The organism is Rickettsia endosymbiont of Thecocarcelia acutangulata (assembly GCF_964263195.1).
GTDB lineage: Bacteria > Pseudomonadota > Alphaproteobacteria > Rickettsiales > Rickettsiaceae > Rickettsia > Rickettsia felis.
Map to the genome: position 1 here is coordinate 166548 of NZ_OZ181652.1, position 16174 is coordinate 182721.

Consider the following 16174-nt stretch of genomic DNA (forward strand, 5'->3'; position numbering starts at 1 on the left):
CTCTCAATGACGGAAAAACGGCTCCTCGCAATGACGAGATATAAAACACTTTAACTAATATAATTTAGATATGGCTGAAGAGCAAAATAATAATGATAATAATAATACCGGTTCTTTATCAGGAGCAGATGCTCCTGAAGTACAGAGAGAATTATCAAAAGTTTCAGTTAGCTTTAATAAGAGTATTGCGATAGTAGTCGTAATTTGCGGTATTTTTATATATATTTTTTATACTCTTTTTTTCGCTAATAAAAAAGAAGAAATACCGGAGACTCAAGTGCCGACTAATATTGTAAAACCTGTTACTGATGTTGATGATAATATTCCGGAGATTCCAAAGTTACCTGAGCCGCCTAAGCTTGAGACGCCTACTGCTCCACCACCTCCTCCTCCGGTAGTAGAAGTTCCGCCGGTCTTACCTCCTACTACTCCTGTAGAAGAGAATAAAGACAAAACGCTTCCATTGCCGCCGGTTTCGTTGCCTTCGACTTCAGGAACGTTAGTTGAGAGTGATGCAGAGAAGCAACGTCGTGAAGCAAAAAGAAAATCAGCTATAGTGTTAGTTGGTGGTGTAGAGCCTAAAAAAACACAGGAACAGATTACGGCAGAAGCGACCTTTAAAGATCGTGGCGATATGTCTTTGGTTCTTGGACGCGGTAAATTAATTGATGCAGTACTTGAAACGGCAATAAATAGTGATCTTGGCGGTGAAATAAGAGCCATTATTAGTAGAGACGTATTTTCTGAGAAAGATAAAGTTATATTGATACCGAAAGGATCAAAAATATTCGGTAAATATGCAACCTCAACTGATTCGAGCAGTTATGGTAGAGTATCTATAATATGGGATAGAATAGATTTGACCAACGGTTATACTATAGAATTTGACTCCCCTGCAGTTGATAATTTAGGTAGACCAGGACTACAAGGTAGAGTTGATAATAAATATAAAGAACAATTTGCAAATGCCGTATTACAATCCGGCTTTAATATAGGTCTTGCTAAAGTTCTTGATAAGTTAGTGCCGCCTCCTATAGATTCACAGGCAGCAGCTACCAATAGTGCTACGGCAACACAATTGTTAAATACTGCTCAAACTATTGCGGCTAATACCGCTATGGATGCAGATACTAGGATAGTTACAATTTGTACTAATATACTTGCTGCTATTACCGATAAAACTTCGACTGCTTATACTACTATGACTCAAGCATGTACAACAGCACAAACTGCTTCTTCAGCGAATACTGCTGAGCAGAGACTTCAAACCTTAGTACAGGCAGTTAATACGGCAGCTTCAAGTTTGCTTACTACTACCTCTATAGCATCGACTCCGACACAAGCACAACAAGCTTCTACTCAAGCTTTTACGGATGTGACGAATGTTGTACAAAATATGATAACGCAGCAGCAGTTTAAGCCGACGACAACGGTTAATCAAGGTACGCCGGTTAGAATATATGTTAATAAGGATTATAAATTCCCAAAAGCCGTTTTATTAAAATCAAAGGTAATGAAATGAATGAAGAATTTGCAGCCTTAGAGACGTTTTTACTTCCTTTTAAAAATTTGTTTGCTGAAGATGGTATTAACGAGATTATGGTTAATAAGCCTGGGGAAGCATGGGTTGAAAAAAAAGGCGATATATATTCTAAGCAAATACCGGAATTGGATAGTGAACATCTACTTTCATTAGGGCGTTTAGTTGCTCAATCTACCGAACAGATGATTTCGGAAGAAAAGCCTTTACTTTCTGCAACTTTGCCGAACGGTTATCGTATTCAAATAGTATTTCCTCCTGCTTGTGAGATAGGACAAATCATTTATTCTATAAGAAAGCCTAGCGGTATGAATCTAACTTTAGATGAATATGCTAAAATGGGAGCATTTGATAATACTGCAACAGAGAGTTTAGTAGATGAAGATGCAGTAATTTTAAATAATTTCTTAGCTGAAAAAAAGATTAAAGAATTTATTAGACATGCAGTTGTTTCAAAGAAAAATATCATAATTAGCGGCGGTACTTCAACCGGTAAAACTACTTTTACTAATGCTGCACTTACTGAAATACCTGCAATAGAAAGATTAATTACTGTAGAAGATGCTCGTGAGGTTGTGCTATCAAGCCATCCTAACAGAGTGCATTTACTTGCTTCCAAAGGAGGACAGGGACGTGCAAATGTTACTACTCAAGATTTAATAGAGGCATGTTTGCGTTTAAGACCGGATAGAATTATAGTAGGTGAGCTTCGAGGTAAGGAAGCTTTTAGTTTTTTGCGTGCTATTAATACAGGTCACCCCGGTTCAATATCAACACTACATGCGGATAGTCCTGCTATGGCTATTGAGCAGTTAAAGCTTATGGTTATGCAAGCAGATCTTGGTATGCCGCCTGAAGAAGTAAAGAAGTATATTTTAACCGTTGTAGATATCGTTGTGCAGTTAAAACGCGGTAGCGGTGGGAAAAGATATGTTTCGGAAGTGTATTATAAGAAGAATAAGAATGCTGAGGGTATGGTGTAGCGTATACTCGATGAACTTCAAAAATTGGCTACGTCGTTCTACAAGTTCTGCGGTGCTCGCGTATTAAGTATACGCTCCGCTCCTCGCCTTGTGAACTCCTTGCTCTTTTTGAAGTTGATCTTCGTATACCTATTCTTCATTAAAGTATATAGTTCGTTTATGTCATTCCTGCGAAAGCAGGAATCCAGGATAAAGCGAGATAAATCGAGCTTTTAAAAAGCTTTAAAGTACTAGATTCCTGCTTTCGCAGGAATGACATAGGCAGTTTAGTAGGAATATTAACAATATTAAGTAATAAGTAAAAACTAGGAATATCAATTCATGGAATGGCATAAGATACTTAAAGTTACTAGGAATATATTCGGTCATGCTATAATTCATCCGGTTGTTATTTTTTGTACCATTTGGATAAGCGGTGCATTTGTTGCAATTTTTACTAATGAGGTTGGAGCTTTAGGTGTAGATATAAATGCTATAAATATTGCTTATAAGTGGGCTTACTGGCTTATTAACGTTTGGGGGCAGTTAAAAATTGCTGACTATAATTATTTAAAATTGAAGCTACTTGCATCTCTTCTTGGTCCCGCTATTGTTGTCATAATATTTTACATTAAAAATTTTGAAAGAATAAAATCATTACAATTTTTTGAGCAACCGGAAAAAGTATATGGAGATGCTAGCTGGGCTAATCCGTCAGATATAGAGGCTGCTGGTCTTAGATCCAAAAAAGGTATGTTAATAGGTGTTGATGCCGGTGGATATTTTGTTGCAGACGGGTTCCAGCATGCTTTATTATTTGCTCCTACAGGTTCAGGTAAAGGTGTGGGTTTTGTGATACCTAATCTGTTATTTTGGAGTGATTCGGTAGTAGTACATGACATAAAACTCGAAAATCACGGTTTGACTAGCGGTTGGCGTGAGAAACAAGGTCAGAAAGTTTTTGTATGGGAGCCTTCTAATCCCGATGGTATTACGCATTGTTACAATCCGATTGATTGGGTTAGTACTAAGCCCGGGCAGATGGTTGATGACGTGCAGAAAATTTCAAATCTTATAATGCCGGAAAAGGATTTTTGGAATAATGAAGCACGAAGTTTATTCTTAGGTGTAACTTTATATTTAATAGCCGATCCTACTAAAACTAAATCTTTCGGTGAAGTAGTGCGTACCATGAGAAGTGACGACGTAGTTTATAATCTAGCGGTCGTACTCGATACGATTGGCGGTGTAATACATCCTGTTGCATATATGAATATTGCAGCGTTTTTACAAAAAGCCGATAAAGAGCGTTCGGGCGTAATATCTACAATGAACTCATCGCTTGAATTATGGGCAAACCCGCTTATTGATTCGGCTACTGCATCTTCTAATTTCAACGTACAAGAATTTAAAAAAGTAAAAACAACCGTATATGTAGGGTTAACACCTGATAATATACAGCGTTTACAAAAATTAATGCAGGTGTTTTATCAGCAGGCGACAGAATTTTTAAGCCGTAAAATGCCGGATTTAAAGGAAGAACCGCATGGGGTAATGTTCTTACTTGATGAGTTCCCGACGCTTGGAAAGATGGATACTTTTAAAGCCGGTATAGCTTATTTTAGAGGTTATAGAGTTCGGTTATTTTTGATTATTCAAGATACGCAGCAGTTAAAAGGAACATATGAAGATGCAGGGATGAATTCTTTCTTATCTAATGCAACATACCGTATTACTTTTGCTGCTAATAACTATGAAACGGCAAATTTAATATCGCAGCTTGTCGGTAATAAGACGGTAGAACAAAGATCATTTAGTAAACCTTTATTTTTTGACCTTAATATTTCTACTAGAACCCAAAACGTTTCTCAAGTTCAAAGAGCTTTACTTTTACCTCAAGAAGTAATACAGTTACCGAGAGATGAGCAAATTGTTTTAATAGAATCCTTTCCGCCTATAAAATCTCGTAAAATTAAGTATTACGAAGATAAATTTTTTACTAGTAGATTATTACCGCCGACTTTTGTACCTACTCAAGTACCTTTTGATCCTAGGGCAAATAATAATGAGGCTCAAGAAGAGACTGAAACAACAACTGCTCCGGAAAATAATGAGTAAGATCCAAAAATGCATTCAGCTATTATTGATATCGGTTCAAATGCTTTAAGAGCTGTAGTTTATGAAAGTGATGAGCTTGGAGCTCCGGAAATTTTTAATTATAAATTTAGAAATTATCTTACAAATTTACTTAATTTAGATAATTTAGACGTAAAACATCAAACATATTTATCTCTACAATATCTTATACATATTTTTACCAAACTGTCCGTTACTAATATTAGATGTGTTGCAACAGCTATACTTAGGGGGCATCCTAAAGCAGATGAATTCAAAGCTATAATTAAAAAGAGATTCAATATTGATATTGAAATTATCTCAGGTGAACGTGAAGCTTATTTAACAGCTGCCGGATTAATTTCCGGTATTAGTGATGCTTTCGGTATTGTAGCCGATCTTGGCGGTGGAAGTCTTGAGCTTGCACAGATTGGAAATAAAAAAGTCGGTAAATTAAAATCATTGCCGCTCGGTACAAAAATTATTGCTAGTAGCAATTTTGGTGATGTTGGACTGATTACTAAAATGCTAGAGGAAGAATTTGGAGCTGCACATCATCCTAATTTATATTTAATTGGCGGTGCATTACGTCTAATGAGCCGTATATATATGGAGTCTATAAATTATCCCCTTAAAAATTTACATAATTTTGAAATAAATCGTGTAGAGTTTGAGTTATATTTAGAGAAATTATCGCAAATCGATAAATTAAAGCTGAGTTATTACGAGCAGAAAGCCATAAATTATAATGCAGTTCTAGTAATAAAAGCGATGATTAAGGTATTTTCACCGGAAAAGATTATTATCTCAAATTACGGTTTAAAAGAAGGAGTAAGATTTGATTCGTTACCGTCTCATGAAACAGAAAAAGACATTATTTATGAGAGGGTGAAGAGATTAGTAAAATTTGATAGAAATATATGTAAAATTGAAAAATATATTGAAGCAGTACAATATCTTTTAATTAATTTTGATGCCACGACTCTTATTATTATTGAACTCGCTATAATGCTAGCACAATATAATAAAAATATTGATAAAACGCTCAGAGCAAATTTTGTTTCGGAATTTATACTATCTTCAGACATTCCTTTTAGTCATAGACAGCGTCTTATGCTCGGCATTGCTCTTACGGTTACTTATACTGCTAAAACTGACATGCAGATTAATAAAATAGCTAAGAAAATGATTAGTAAAAGTGATTATTATAACAGTCATATAATCGGTTATTATATAAAAATTGCTAGAGAAATTGATGGACCGGAATTCCAAGAACCTTCTTTTTCGATTAAATTAAAAGACGATAAATTTTTACAAATTAATGCTTCAAATATCTTGCCTAAACAAGTTTTTGAAAAGGTTTGTGAACGTTTAAAAGATATAAGTTCTGCTAGAAAAAATATTAGTTATAATTTTAGTGATTAATTGTTTTTTGGATCCCGTGGTCAAGCCACGGGATGACATATAACTGAACTAATTACGCTCCGTCAAATGCATTACAATTATATTCTTCACCTAGAATTTGTACTTCTTGATCTTGAGAAATCGTAGAAACTTTATGAGATTCTTTATAGTAATTTAATAATTTAACTATTTCCGGTTTATTAGTAGCTAAGTCTAAAGGAGTATCATTGTGTGAATTTTTTTTATGAATGTTGATATCCTTATGGCTAAGTAATAATTCAACTATTGGAAAATAATTATAATTATTGGCTTGATGTAAAGGAGTATTACCATATAAATTTGTTTCATTAACATTGATCTTCGGATGTTCAATTAGTATCTTAACTATTTCAAATCTATTATGAGTGACAGCTTGATATAAAGTAGTATTACCGTTTGCGTCTTTTTCATTGACATCAATACTTTCATGTGTAAGTAGTAATTTAACTATTTCAGGCTTATTTAAATTTATAGCATTATATAAAAGGGTATTACCGTTTGCGTCTTTTTCATTGACATTAATACTTTCATGCTTAAGTAATAGTTCAACTATTTTAGGATTGCTGTCAACTATAGATATAGCAAATGCTAAAGGGGTATTACCGTTTGAGTCTTTTTCATTAACATCAATACTTCATGCTTAAGTAATAATTCCATTATTTCAGGATTATTAGCAGCGGTAGCTTGATGTAAAGGAGTATCGCCGTCTTCACTTTTGCATTGATGTTTGTTTTTTCTAAAGAAAGCAAATAGGTTATTATTTCTATATTATTAGTATAAATACTAATAGTGAGAGCTTCTGATATATATTCAGAGGTTATAATTTCTTTGTCCACTTTCTTCATTATATCTATTTCTTTTTGTAGGGCTGCTAGGACAAAAACTTCATTCCCTAGATCTCGTATATTTATAAAAGGTATAAGTTCCTTTAACTCATAGGTTGGTTTTGAAGTTTTTAATAAAAATTTCCCTATTTCGTTATTTAATTTTATCTCATGATTTTTACTTAAAATTTCTGTGTCTTTTTTGAAAAGTACAACTACTAAATCTAATTCTTCTTTCTTGAAATTATCTATTTTATTTTCATTAATAAGTTTTTGTAATGTTAAGACACCTCCGCAAGCAATCATACATGTTAACAAATTATAATCCTTATTATTATCTTCATCAGAGTCGAATACAATATTATCCATTCTGTCTAATTCACTAGCTTCTATATAATTTACATCTATAAAACTAATTTGTCTGTTTGTAAGCAGCTGTAAAATATTTTCTTTTAATAAATCACTAGCTTTTTGGTAAGGTATCTCCATTAACTCTTGCAAGCCTTGGGTAGGATTTTTCATAAAAGTTACGAGCAGCATCAAATAGTTTTTTTACTAGAGAAGTTTCTTCATTATCCTCTTCAGTTATACTACTATATTCTCCTAGTGTATAGTAGTTCATAATAGCTTAAATACAATGATTGATTATATAGCTAATAGCATCATATTGCCTTTTATATTGTAAAGGAAATAAACTGATTATTGATTCTAAATTCCCATCGATAGTTGAAAAAATTTCTTGTGCTACGAGTGATATATTTTTTGTATCCATTATTTACTCCTTATCTATATTAAAATACCATATTTCGTGGTAATTTTTCTGCTTCTTATATCACGATTATTTCTATATGTAAAGAAAAGATCAAAATTAATTTTAATTATTTCAATATATAAAACCTAACAAATATTAACATTTTATTAAGCTCTCTTAGTCTATCTCCCAAATCATTATATAATCCTGAAAACAACAAATATATTAGGATATATGATAAAAAATTATTGGAAAAAATTTTGGAAGAATAGTACTACCAAATCACAAAATTTTATTGAACTAAACGACATTGCATACGGGAACTTAAAAAGAGTTAAGGTAAGCATAGAAGCTTATCGTGAAAATGTTATAGTATATAGATGTATTAATTTAATTGCTCAATCGGCGGGACATGTGCCGTGGAAAGTGCTTAAAAGTAGAACTGGAGAAGTAATATCAGACCATCCGGTAAATTATTTACTAAAAAGACCGAATCCTGAAAAAGCCGGAGCGGATTTTTTTATTGAGTTAATCGCAAGCAAATTATTATTCGGTAATAGTTATATTTTATCAACTCTGGATTCATATCCTAAAGAAATTTATTTACTACCGGCTCTTGCTACTGAGCTTGTTATAGAACATGACAATTTAGTTGCTTATAGATATAAAAGTAGCAAAGGTGATAGGATTTATAAGATTGACCATATAGCTAAGATGAGTAGAGTCTTGCATCTAAAAAACTATCATCCTCTAGATCAGTATTACGGGTTATCTTGTTTAGAAGCTGCTTCGCTTCCTATAGATTTACATCAACAATCTTCTTATTGGAATCATTCATTATTACAAAACGGGGCGAGACCTTCCGGTGCATTAATAGTAAAAGATAGTAACGGTTATCTTAGCGATGAACAGTTTGAAAGATTGCAAGCTCAATTATCAGAGAAATTTAGCGGTAATAGTAATGCCGGTAAGCCTTTGCTGCTTGAGGGAGGGCTTGGCTGGCAAGAAATGAGTATCAACCCAAAGGATATGGATTTCATTGAATCTAAAAACTCTGCGGCAAGATAAATAGCTTTAGCATTTGGAGTGCCGCCGCAGTTACTAGGTATTAACGGCGATAACACCTATAGCAATATGCAGGAAGCTCGCCTTGCTTTATGGGAAGAAACGCTAATCCCTTTACTTGATAAAATTGCGGATAGTATGAGTAATTGGTTTTCATATCTTTTTAAGGAAGATATTATTATTGATTTTGATCGTGATTCTATATCTGCATTAACCGAAAAGCGTGAAAATTTATGGGCTAAAATCTCTAATGCTAATTTCATGACTTTAAATGAAAAAAGAGCTTTTGTTGGACTTCCACCGATTATAAACGGTGATAGATTATGACTAAAGATATTAGCGATACGTTAAATAATTTGTATGACCTTATAGCGAGGCTCATTATTCTACTCGAAGATGAATTAGTACGTATTACATTACATAAAAATGAAAATAATATAATAGATACTAAAAACGTTACTGAAACCTTAAATAAACTAGTTAACTTAATAGTACAGTTAAATAAATTATCTAATAGCCGTACAAGCTTGGAAAATTCAAAAATAGATGAAAAAGATAAAATGATAATAGATAATTTTTTAGAAAATTATAATTTAAAAAATCTTTTTTAGAAATGTTCACAGAACCTAATATCTTATCTAATTTTAACCTCCTGATTAATATGTTAATAGACTAAAAACCTAATGTTGTAAAAACACCTCATCAATTCAATAAATATATCATTACTTTATATAAAAATTAATAAATTAAAGGGTTTTAATATAAAGTTTTAGTCAATAAATCAACTATAAGGTTAAGAGTTATGAGGAAAAAATCTAGAATATTAAAAAGTTTTCTAGCAACCGCATCAATATTAGGTCTGTCATTGACCATACCGGTAAATGAAATATATGCAGTAGCTGTTAGTCAAATGGTTGGGGATGTTAATCTTAATAATCCGAATACTAATTTTAATCCACCATTTGTTGACGGTAATACTATTGAAGTGATTAATTCCGGTAATATGACTGTATCAAATAGCGGTACTTACAATATAGGTGCTATACGAGCTGATCAAGAAGTAACTGCAATATCGGTCGGTAGCGGTAGCACGGATCTAGCTATAAATCTTACAATTGGTTCAATGTCCGGTGTTGTAAAGGGTTTGAATATTACAAGATTTAATAATGCTACTAATATAAATATTACTTTAAATGGTAATGCAGGGGTCGGCAATATTCCTCCAGTAAATGATTATAGTGCATTACAACAGGTATCATTTACCCAGATGGGTGGCGGGGATAGTACAAATAGTATTAACTTGAATATTAATGCCCCAATAACTCTAAATAGCACCTTTAACACTAGTGCCTCCTCAGAAACAATAAATGTAAATGACGATGTTATAATAACTCAGCCTACTAAAGCCAGTGGTGCCGAAAATATGAATTTTAATATTGCCGGAGATAAATCACTTACTTTATCTGCTCCCAATTCGATTCAAGATGGAACAGGTGCAGGGAGAGTAAGGTTTAATTTTACAGGTGCAAATTCTGTCCTAAATATAGATGGTACTAATACTACAATTAGAGGGGCAATAACTAACGGAGCAAATGGAACATTAAATGTAAATGCCGGAGTTACTACGGCTACTGATTCAACTGTTACTACTATTCAAAAGACGAATATCGCCGATAACACTACTTTTAATATTGATAGTGTTAATAGTAACATGAATTTATTAAATAATGGAACAAGTATAGCGTTTAAAGGAGCAAGTTCAGAGTTAGATTTAATAAATACCGGTAATACGGATAAGCAATTTACGTTATATTCCAACTTAAATCCATCAGATGCAGAAGATGAATATGGGATAGTAAGAGTAGAAGCAACTACAAATAATCTTACCATAGCAAATAATGGAGGACCATATACGATAGGGAAAGATAATACTCATCTTCTTAAAGAATTTGAAGTTAAAGGAGCAGGTAATGTTGTAGTTGATAATCAGGTGTTTACAAAGCGATTTAACATGAATAGTACCGGACAGGTAACTCTTAATCAAAGATTAGATTTAGGAGCAGGCGGTAATATTGCATTTGGAGCGGATGGTACGCTGGTAGTAAACAATGGGATAACGGGAGATATCAACTTTAAAGGTAATGATGGAGTATTTAATTTAGGCAATGGTTCTACGATTGATGGGGCAGTGACCAGTACCGACTCCGTTGCCGGTAGCTTGTATTTTATAGGTGATGGAGAGGTTACGGGAGATATAGGTACGGATGACGAAAATAAGCCTGATATTATAGAAATTTCCGGTGATAATACAAAACAAGTAACGTTAAGAGGAAATGTACTTGTAAATGATTTAGTTTTTGTTCAAGGTGTTGATTCTTCAGGTAAGGCAAATATTGAGAACGGTTTAGTTGCAAGAAGAGTAGTTTTCAATAATGAGAATGCAGATGGAGGTACATTAGTAATAAATGCACCATCTGCAGTTAATGCTATAGTAAATCCTAATAACGGTATGATAGTTCTGAATGCTGATTGTACAATTAGTGACCCAAGTGCCGGAGATATAAGAGAGATAAAAATAGCTGATAACATAAAATATACGATTAATGCTAAAAGTGGAAATGTAGATTTATTAAATAACGGTGCAAAGATAATATTTGAAGGGGCAGGCTCGGAATTAAATTTAATAAATACCGGTAATACGGATAAACAGTTTACGTTATATTCCAACTTAAATCCATCAGATGCAGAAGATGAATATGGGATAATAAGAGTAGAGGCAACTACGAACAATCTTACTATAGCAAATAATGGAGGACCTTATACGATAGGGCAGGATAATACCCATCGCCTTAAAGAGTTTGAAGTTAAGGGAGCAGGTAATATCGTAATTGATAATACGATATTTACAAAGCAATTTAACATGAATAATACCGGACAGGTAACTCTTAATCAGGTCTTAGATTTAGGAGTAGGCGGTGGGGTATTGTTTGCGGCAGATGGCAAGTCGACGGCAAATAAAGGGATTAGCGGCAGCGTAACAACGGCTACAAATGATACAGGCACATTGACGATAGGAGCAGGGAATGTAATCGGTACGATTGGTACTAATGGGAAAAGTTTAAAATTAGTAAATATCGGAGCAAATCCTATTACGTTCTCATCTAATGTATTTGCTCCTGTTGCTTTAACTGATCAAAATTCACAATTAACATTAGCAGACGGTGTTGTAGTTATCGGATCAGTAACCACAAAAAACAATACAAGAGGAGTATTATCGCTTGGAGTCGGAAGTAGTGTGACTGGCGGAATAGGAGCAAATGGTCTTAGCCTTGAGAGAGTAGAGGTTGGAGCTGGAGCGAGCAGTCTTGGCGGTAATATATATGCTGGAGCGGTGAAGCTTATGGCTGATGATTCAGCTTTAACGCTAGAAGATAATGCAACAATTCACGGTAGCGTAACAACGAAGACTAATGAGAAAGGCATATTAATTTTTAGCCGGAACGGTAGTGTAACGGATAATATAGGGGAAAATGGAGCAGCTTTAGAGAAAGTAATATTTAAAGGTGTAGATACTATAGAAGGTGCGGCTTATGCTCAAACTTTTACTATAGCAAATGCTAATGCAGGACAGAGTTTTTTAATTGCAGTAAATAATGCTAACTTAGCTCTACTAACTAGTCCAAATAGCAGTATTAATTTTAGTAATGCAAATTCACAATTAATATTAACTGTTCCTGTAGATCAAACTGTTACATTTGCTAATAGTTTAAAAGGCATTGCTGGTGGTGGAGGTATCGTTATTTTAGACGGTAATGGTCATAATTTAGTTGTACGCGGTAAGAACGGAGCAATGCTCGGTACGGCAGGTAATGAGTTAGCTGAATTAAATATTAAGGGGGACGTTACTATTACCAATAATTTGGACATCCATAATATTAATAAGTTAAATATTCAAAAAGGAGCATATTTTACCGATCAAAGTTTAACGTCCGCTAAGGTTGCTGAAATAAATATAGGTCAGCTAATAGATAAAACTTCATATGCAGCTACTTATGCTTTAGACGCCGTAAACGGTGATTTCGAGTTAAATACCGGCGGTATGAAGTTTTTATACATGAAGATTCGGCATTAGACCTTAAAAATAGCTCAAATGCTAATGATCATACTATAAATTTAACCGGACCTTTGGATTCGGGGCATGATAAGTTCGGTATAATAAAGTTAACTACAGGAGATAAAAATTTAATAATAGCTAATAATGGTAATGATGATAATACACTTGGTACGGAAGGACATAGATTAAAAGAATTAGATTTTGTCAGCACCGGTAACGGTACTATAAATTTACAAGCAGGAATAAATGTTAAGAATATAGTATTAGATATTCACGCTATTACGCTTAATAAAGTAAATGCAAATATTAGATTTGAAGGATACCATATATACCGCAACGGGGAATATAGAAAGTGATATCATAGATTTCCAAGGTAAAGCAGGTGTAATTAATATTGCTGATAATGTAAAAATTGATAGTAGAGTTACAAGTACTGGTGATACGAGTGGTATATTGAACTTTGAAGGGGCGGGGGAAGTTACTAAGCTAATTACTAATATAAAAATGTTAAAAGCAGGTAACGGTAATGTAGCATTAACTGCCGGCGGTGATTACTCTATCGGTGAGATTCAAGGTAACGGTAATAATAATTTAACTTTTGGTCCTAATTCTAGATTAACGACAACTTATATTAATAAGACCGGCGGGCAGGCTGTAAATTTAATCTTTACCGATGGCGGTAGTGTTCGTAATGCCGTTGGTTCAAATGCGGCAGTCGGTGATATTATCGTAAAAGCAGGTGCGGTAATTTTTGGCAGTATCGTTAAAAGTAGCAATATTATAATGTCAAACGGTGTAGAAATAGAGGTTAATGATAATATCATCGCTACCGATATTGCAGGTGAAAATGAGAATGACGGTACTTTAAAATTAAACAACAAAGCCCCTATTAATATAACCGGTACCATCGGGAATAATAATAGTTTAGGTATAGTAGAAGTAGCCGGTAAAGACGTTACTATTACAGGTGAATTAAAAGCCCAAGCTATTAACTTCTCAAATGCAGGACAAGAAGGATATTAACGCTACAAGCGGCAGGTGGAGTTACTAATATTACTACAGCAGGAAATAATCTTCACACTTTAGCAATAACGGATTTTGATACCGGTAACGGTGCTATTGGGGCTGAAGATCACAGATTAAAAGCAATAGAATTAACAGGAAACGGTTTAGTTACGGTAAATACTAAGAATTTTTATTCGGATGTAACTACTGAGAATAACGGGCAAGGTAACGTAAAACTTAATATAGAGGGTGGTACTACTTATAATTTAGGAAGTAAAAATAATAGTTTAGCAAGTGTACAAGTTAGTAAGAATAGTACTATTAAAGGTGATGTATATTCTAAAGAGATTAACATTGATGCAGGTAAGAATATAGATTTTGAACGAGGTAATAATAGAAATGCTAAAAATATAATTATACAGGATGTTTTAGTAGATAGAGATCTCCTTCCTCGTTCGCTTCAGTTATTTACTTATTTAACTGATATTAAAGTAGATAAGCTGAATTTTGCAGATGCTGCTGCTTCTATACATTTTAAAGATGCGGTTTTAGTAAATGCTGAAATTGACGGCGGCGGTGCTATAAAATTTGATGAAAATGTTTGGTTAAAAGAAGAAATCAAAAATGTAGAGCGTTTAGAGTTTGGTCCTGAGAAATTTACTATTCTTGAGAAAAATATTAAAGCAGCTAATTTAGTAGCAAATAAAGCAAATATAGTATTATTGGATAATTTAGGAATAGATGCTGATTCACAATTTACGGATAGTGCTTTAGATTTAGCTACTTACGAATTAAAGCATACCGGAAATGTTACATATAACGGTACTCTTGAGATTATTACGTATTTTGATGTGACTGCGAAATCGGGAGGGCATATATTAGTCGGTAACGGGGCTAATGTTGATATGTCGGCTTTAGATAGTTTAGTAATTAAAGTCAAATCACGCTCTGATATTACTAAAATTACTCCTGATACCAAACATGAAGTAATACTAAAATAAGCAGGTGGAAATTTTACTCCTGTTGCTCAAAATAAAGTTACTGAAAAATGTTTCAGAAACTTTAAATCGGTTAGGCGGAAGAACGGATATACGAGAAGTGAGTGAGGGACTTGGAGAGTTTAATATAGAAGAAATACAGGACATATTAACAGATATTTCGGTAAATATGGACAGCGTTGTTTCTTCGGGGATTAATGCTAGACTAGGTGAAGTAAATAATAAAGATGAAAGTGCATTTAAGCTAAACGGTTTAAATAAACCAAATGCTAGTGAAAGTCTTAATAATCAAGCGGCAGTAGCTGCCGGTGATGAGGATAATATCGGTACGGGTATCTGGGGCGTTACTTTTTACGGTAAGGCTACACAAAAATCCCGTAATGATGGGGCAAGCGGATATAAGTCTAAATCTCAAGGGGGAATAATAGGTTTTGATTATGCTCTAAGTGATAGTGTAATAGTTGGAGCTGCTTATACCAGAGCTGATAGTAAATTACGCCATCAAAATTATAAAGTCGGTGATAAGACTAAAGCTATAAGCGATATATATTCTATCTATGGACTTTATAATTGTGAGATAAGTAATTTCTTTGTTGAGGCTATAGGCTCATACGGTAGAAGTAGAGTTAAGAATTATGAAAAACGTAAGGTTTATACAGGTGATCAAACTGCAATCGGTAAATTTAATAACACTTCTTATAGTGGTGAATTACTTGGCGGTTATAATTATTTAATATCTAACTTTACTGCTATAACCCCGATGATTGGAACTCGTTATGCTACGTTTAAAAATAATAGTTACAAAGAAACAGGTACTACTTTCCAAAATTTATCCGTTAGAAAAAAATCATATGATAGATTTGAAGGCATAGCTGGATTAAAAGGCGTAACTAATTTCTTTGTAAGAGACGTAAGAATAAAACCGGAATTACACGGCTTCGTAAGTTACGATTTTAAAGGGAAATTACCGAATACCGATGCACGGCTTGATAGAATAGATGAGCCGCTTACAACAGTTAAATTTAAACCTACAAAACTAAATTATAATTTAGGCGGGAGTCTTTCTGTTCAATATAATATGATGGAGTTTGGTATTAGATATAATTTATCCCTTGCGAAGAAATATATAGCTAATCAAGGCTCTTTAAGGCTTAAGGTGAATCTGTAAGTTTATTTAATGCGAACTATGGACAAGGAACTTATTTATGGCACTGTTAACAAAATAATTTTAATGGATAATTAAAAAGAATTTTTAGCGAAAATTAATAAGATTTTTTGTTTATTACCGATATAAATGTCTTAATACAGTATAATTACTTTGTATATACATATCAAGCGATTTTTTTATAACACTAAG

At 33.5% G+C, this 16174-nt stretch carries 9 protein-coding genes and 2 pseudogenes; 8 read left to right on the forward strand and 3 right to left on the reverse strand.

Translation table 11 applies throughout. The features are described 5' to 3' along the window. Positions 1-70: 70 nt before the first annotated feature. From ACE38Q_RS00905 to ACE38Q_RS00920, 4 genes are all read left to right on the forward strand, one after another. The gene (locus ACE38Q_RS00905) at positions 71-1522 is read left to right on the forward strand and encodes a TraB/TrbI/VirB10 family type IV secretion system protein (RefSeq protein ID WP_500189727.1); all 1452 of its coding nucleotides are present in this window, start codon (positions 71-73) and stop codon (positions 1520-1522) included. Continuing rightward, a complete protein-coding gene (gene virB11, locus ACE38Q_RS00910) occupies positions 1519-2523 on the forward strand; it encodes a P-type DNA transfer ATPase VirB11 (RefSeq protein WP_500189728.1) in 1005 nt (334 codons plus the stop codon). Before ACE38Q_RS00905 ends, virB11 begins: the two co-directional genes overlap by 4 nt. A gap of 321 nt (positions 2524-2844) precedes the next feature. Beyond that, on the forward strand, positions 2845-4620 hold the full coding sequence (locus ACE38Q_RS00915; RefSeq protein ID WP_500189729.1) for a type IV secretory system conjugative DNA transfer family protein: 1776 nt from the start codon (positions 2845-2847) through the stop codon (positions 4618-4620). Positions 4621-4629: 9 nt separating this feature from the next. After that, positions 4630-6042, forward strand: a complete 1413-nt coding sequence (locus tag ACE38Q_RS00920) for a Ppx/GppA phosphatase family protein (RefSeq protein WP_500189730.1) — start codon at positions 4630-4632, stop codon at positions 6040-6042. Positions 6043-6094: 52 nt separating this feature from the next. Here ACE38Q_RS00920 and ACE38Q_RS00925 read toward each other — a convergent pair whose 3' ends face one another. Continuing rightward, positions 6095-6583: an ankyrin repeat domain-containing protein gene (locus ACE38Q_RS00925; RefSeq protein ID WP_500191179.1), complete on the reverse strand. Its 489-nt coding sequence runs from the start codon at positions 6581-6583 to the stop codon at positions 6095-6097. Here ACE38Q_RS00925 and ACE38Q_RS00930 point away from each other — a divergent pair. Further along, complete coding sequence (locus ACE38Q_RS00930) at positions 6471-6704, forward strand: hypothetical protein (RefSeq protein WP_500189731.1); 234 nt, start codon at positions 6471-6473, stop codon at positions 6702-6704. The genes ACE38Q_RS00925 and ACE38Q_RS00930 overlap by 113 nt on opposite strands. Before the next feature lie 643 nt (positions 6705-7347). On the opposite strand, the gene ACE38Q_RS00935 is transcribed toward ACE38Q_RS00930, so the two are convergent. Further along, positions 7348-7506, reverse strand: coding sequence for a hypothetical protein (locus ACE38Q_RS00935; RefSeq protein WP_500189732.1), 159 nt, complete (start codon positions 7504-7506; stop codon positions 7348-7350). A 6-nt stretch (positions 7507-7512) separates the two neighbouring features. Beyond that, positions 7513-7656 (reverse strand): hypothetical protein, encoded by a 144-nt coding sequence (locus ACE38Q_RS00940; RefSeq protein WP_500189733.1) that lies wholly within the window; start codon positions 7654-7656, stop codon positions 7513-7515. Between the two features lie 213 nt (positions 7657-7869). Between ACE38Q_RS00940 and ACE38Q_RS00945 the strand changes: the two are divergent. The 3 genes and pseudogenes from ACE38Q_RS00945 to ACE38Q_RS00955 form a co-directional block, all read left to right on the forward strand. Further along, a pseudogene (locus ACE38Q_RS00945) lies at positions 7870-9027 on the forward strand (phage portal protein). Next, the gene (locus ACE38Q_RS00950) at positions 9024-9311 is read left to right on the forward strand and encodes a hypothetical protein (RefSeq protein ID WP_500189734.1); all 288 of its coding nucleotides are present in this window, start codon (positions 9024-9026) and stop codon (positions 9309-9311) included. Before ACE38Q_RS00945 ends, ACE38Q_RS00950 begins: the two are co-directional and overlap by 4 nt. A gap of 1448 nt (positions 9312-10759) precedes the next feature. Continuing rightward, positions 10760-15985 (forward strand): annotated as a pseudogene (locus ACE38Q_RS00955) (autotransporter domain-containing protein); the annotation flags it as partial. Positions 15986-16174: the final 189 nt, after the last annotated feature.